General features: G+C 71.9%; 4 protein-coding genes and 1 pseudogene. All 5 read left to right on the plus strand.

The features are described from left to right. Positions 1–240, plus strand: a pseudogene (locus tag CCL05_RS37820) (carbon monoxide dehydrogenase); the annotation flags it as partial. Between the two features lie 52 nt (positions 241–292). Further along, positions 293–1,081 carry an aldose epimerase family protein gene (locus CCL05_RS37825; protein WP_086565156.1) on the plus strand — a complete coding sequence of 263 codons (789 nt, stop codon included), beginning with the start codon at positions 293–295 and terminating at the stop codon, positions 1,079–1,081. Between the two features lie 10 nt (positions 1,082–1,091). Continuing rightward, positions 1,092–1,640: an orotate phosphoribosyltransferase gene (gene pyrE, locus CCL05_RS37830; RefSeq protein ID WP_086565157.1), complete on the plus strand. Its 549-nt coding sequence runs from the start codon at positions 1,092–1,094 to the stop codon at positions 1,638–1,640. Positions 1,641–1,773: 133 nt separating this feature from the next. After that, positions 1,774–2,796: a class II fructose-bisphosphate aldolase gene (gene fbaA, locus CCL05_RS37835; protein ID WP_086565158.1), complete on the plus strand. Its 1,023-nt coding sequence runs from the start codon at positions 1,774–1,776 to the stop codon at positions 2,794–2,796. A gap of 69 nt (positions 2,797–2,865) precedes the next feature. Next, positions 2,866–4,099, plus strand: a 1,234-nt coding sequence (locus tag CCL05_RS37840) for an MFS transporter (protein ID WP_086565159.1), incomplete at its 3' end; no start/stop codon positions are given.

Raw genomic sequence — 4,099 nt, forward strand, 5'->3', positions numbered from 1 at the left:
GAGGACGACGAGGACGACGAGGACGACGAGGACATCGCCGAGGCGGCGCATGCGCGGCGGACGATGATCGGGCGGAGTGCCGAGGAGGTCGATCACGCGCCGCCGCGCGGGCGGTACGCGCCGGTGCCCGCGCCGCAGACCGTGATGCCCTCCGCCCCGCTGCGCTGGGCGGCCCCCGCCGCGGCGCTCGCGCTGGCATCGGCCGTCGTGGCGGTCCGGGCCCTGCGCCGACGCCGCTGAAAACGCCCCGCACCGCACGAGGCCCTCTTGATCACCCCAGTAGGGTCGTCCCGTGAGTGACGAAGACATCACGCTGACCGCGGGCGACGCGGAGGTGACCGTGCAGCCGGGCAACGGCGGCCGGGTCGGAGGGCTGCGGATCGGCGGCGTGGAGCTGCTCCGGCAGGGGCAGCGGTTCGGCTGTTTCCCGATGGTGCCCTGGTGCGGACGCATCCGGGACGGGCGGTTCCTGGACGGCGCCGCCGTACGGCAGATGCCCCTCAACGCCCCGCCGAACGCCATCCACGGCACCGCCCGCGACGGCGCCTGGCGCACCGCCCGCACGAGCACGGCCGAGGCCGTCCTCACCTACGAGCTCGTCGACCCCTGGCCCCACCCGGGCCGCATCACCCAGATCGTCGCCCTCACCGAGGACGCGCTGACGCTGACCATGTCCGTGGAGACGTACGAGTCGTCGTTCCCGGCGCAGATCGGCTGGCACCCGTGGTTCAACCGGAACCTCGGCGGCGAGGACGTGGCCATCGACTTCGACCCGGCGTGGCAGGAGGAGCGCGGCGACGACCACCTGCCCACCGGCAACCGCGTCGAGCCGAAGCCCGGCCCCTGGGACGACTGCTTCGGGATGCCCGGCGGCGTCGACGTGACCCTCACCTGGCCCGGGCAGCTGGAGCTGAAGGTCACCAGCCCCGAGGAGTGGGTCGTCGTCTACGACGAGCAGGAGGCCGCCGTGTGCGTGGAGCCGCAGACCGGGCCGCCCAACGGGCTCAACACCGCGCCGCACCTGGTCACGCCCCTGGAGCCGCTGGAGGCCACCACGACCTGGAGCTGGCGCCGCCTCTAAGCTGGGCGCCATGACGGACACACGCGGCGCGCTGCTGCAGCAGATCAAGGACAAGGCCGTGGTGCACGGCAAGGTGACCCTGTCGTCGGGTCTGGAGGCCGACTACTACGTCGATCTCCGGCGCATCACCCTCGACGGCGAGGCCGCGCCGCTGGTCGGGCAGGTGCTGCTCGACCTGACCGCCGAGCTGGAGTTCGACGCGGTGGGCGGGCTCACCATGGGCGCCGACCCGGTGGCCGCCGCGATGCTGCACGCCGCCGCCGCGCGCGGCAAGCGCCTGGACGCCTTCGTCGTACGGAAGGCCGCCAAGGCGCACGGCCTGCAGCGGCGCGTCGAGGGCCCGGACATCGCGGGCCGCCGTGTGCTGGTCGTCGAGGACACCTCCACCACCGGCGGCTCCCCGCTCACCGCCGTCGAGGCCGTGCGCGAGGCCGGGGCCGAGGTCGTCGCCGTCGCGACCATCGTCGACCGGGCGACCGGCGCCGCGGAGAAGATCCAGGAGGGCGCCGGGGTGCCGTACCTCTTCGCGTTCTCGAAGGACGAGCTGGGCCTGGACTGACCAGGGCGTGGACGGTGGCCTGGACCTTCCGGCCAAGTCTGGAAAGATGGGGCCGACGATGACGTCGCACCCCAAGGTCTAGGTCAGGGCCGACAACGCAGTACGCCAACCCGCAGATACAAGGAGCGGACGCATGCCCATCGCAACTCCCGAGGTCTACAACGAGATGCTGGACCGGGCGAAGGCAGGAAAGTTCGCCTACCCGGCCATCAACGTGACCTCCACCCAGACCCTGCACGCGGCACTGCGCGGTTTCGCCGAGGCGGAGAGCGACGGCATCGTCCAGATCTCCACGGGTGGCGCCGAGTTCCTGGGCGGCCAGTACAGCAAGGACATGGTGACCGGCGCGGTCGCCCTGGCCGAGTTCGCGCACATCGTCGCCGAGAAGTACCCGGTGAACATCGCGCTGCACACGGACCACTGCCCGAAGGACAAGCTCGACGGGTACGTACGTCCGCTGCTGGCGCTGTCCAAGAAGCGCGTCGAGGCCGGACTGAACCCGCTGTTCCAGTCGCACATGTGGGACGGCTCCGCCGAGACCCTCGCCGACAACCTCTCCATCGCGCAGGAGCTGCTGGAGCAGGCCCGCGCCGCGAAGATCATCCTCGAGGTGGAGATCACCCCGACCGGTGGCGAGGAGGACGGCGTCTCGCACGAGATCAACGACTCCCTCTACACCACGGTCGACGACGCGATCCGCACCGCCGAGGCCCTGGGCCTGGGCGAGAAGGGCCGCTACCTGCTCGCCGCGTCCTTCGGCAACGTGCACGGCGTGTACAAGCCGGGCAACGTCGTCCTGCGCCCCGACCTGCTGAAGGAGCTGAACGAGGGCGTCGCCGCGAAGTTCGGCAAGGGCTCCCCGTTCGACTTCGTCTTCCACGGCGGCTCCGGCTCCACGGAGGAGGAGATCCGCACCGCGCTGGAGAACGGCGTGGTCAAGATGAACATCGACACCGACACCCAGTACGCCTTCACGCGTCCGGTCGCGGACCACATGTTCCGCAACTACGACGGCGTCCTGAAGGTCGACGGCGAGGTCGGCAACAAGAAGACCTACGACCCGCGCACCTGGGGCAAGCTCGCCGAGGCCTCCATGTCCCAGCGCGTCGTCGAGGCCTGCGGCCACCTCCGCTCCACCGGCACGAAGATCAAGTAAGTCCGGTCCGTTCCACGCGATCGAGCCCGGCACCTCTCCTGGTGCCGGGCTCTTCCGTATGCTCCCTGCATGCCCGATGTGCGGCTCGCCTCGCCCCAGGGCCGGTGGATCCTGCTCACCACCGTCCTCGGCTCCAGCATGGCCCTGCTGGACTCCACCGTCGTCAATATCGCGCTGCCCCGCATCGGCCAAGACCTCGACGCGGACCTGGCGGCCCTGCAGTGGACCGTCAACGCGTACATGGTCACGCTGGCCGGGCTGATCCTGCTGGGCGGGGCGCTCGGCGACCGGTTCGGGCGCCGGAAGGTGTTCGTCATCGGCGTGGTGTGGTTCGCGGCGGCGTCCCTGCTGTGCGGGATCGCGCCGAACACCGGGGTGCTGATCGCCGCGCGTGCCCTGCAAGGGGTGGGCGGCGCCCTGCTCACGCCGGGGTCGCTGGCGCTGATCCAGGCGTCCTTCCACCCCGACGACCGGGGCCGCGCGGTGGGCCTGTGGTCCGGCTTCGGCGGGGTCGGGGCGGCGGTCGGGCCCTTCGTCGGCGGCTGGCTGGTGGACGGGCCGGGCTGGCGGTGGGTGTTCCTGCTGAACGTTCCGCTGGCCCTGCTGTGCGCGCCCGTGGCGCTGCGGCATGTGCCCGAGTCGGGGGACCAGCAGGCGCACGGACGGTTCGACGTGTTGGGGGCGGTGCTGGGCGCGTCGGCGCTCGCGCTGCTGACGTACGCGTTGATCGAGGCGGGCGGTACGGGCGGCGGCCTGGTGGTGGCGGGTACGGCGGTGGCGGGGGTGGTCGCGGCCGTGGCGTTCGTGGTCGTCGAGCGGCGCCGGCCCGATCCGATGATGCCGACCGGCATCTTCGCCTCCCGCCAGTTCACGGCGGTCAACCTCGTCACGCTGTGCGTGTACGCGGCCCTCGGCGGGTTCTTCTTCCTCGCCGCCCTCCAGCTCCAGGTGGTCGTGGGCTACTCGGCCCTCGCGGCCGGTACGGCTCTGCTGCCCACGACCGTGCTGATGCTGCTGCTGTCCGCGCGCTCCGGGGAACTGGCCGACCGGATCGGACCCCGGATCCCGCTGACCGTGGGGCCGCTGCTGTGCGCGGCCGGGATGCTGCTGATGCTGCGGGTCGGGCCGGGGGCGTCGTACGTGGCCGATGTGCTGCCGGCGCTGATGGTGCTCGGGCTGGGCATGGTCACGCTGGTGGCGCCGCTGACGGCGACCGTGCTGGGGTCGGTGGACGTGGCCCGGGCGGGGCTGGCCAGCGGGATCAACAACGCGGCGGCCCGGGCCACGTCCACCGACCCCAGCA

This window comes from Streptomyces africanus, from assembly GCF_002150735.1.
Taxonomy (GTDB): Bacteria; Actinomycetota; Actinomycetes; order Streptomycetales; family Streptomycetaceae; genus Streptomyces; species Streptomyces africanus.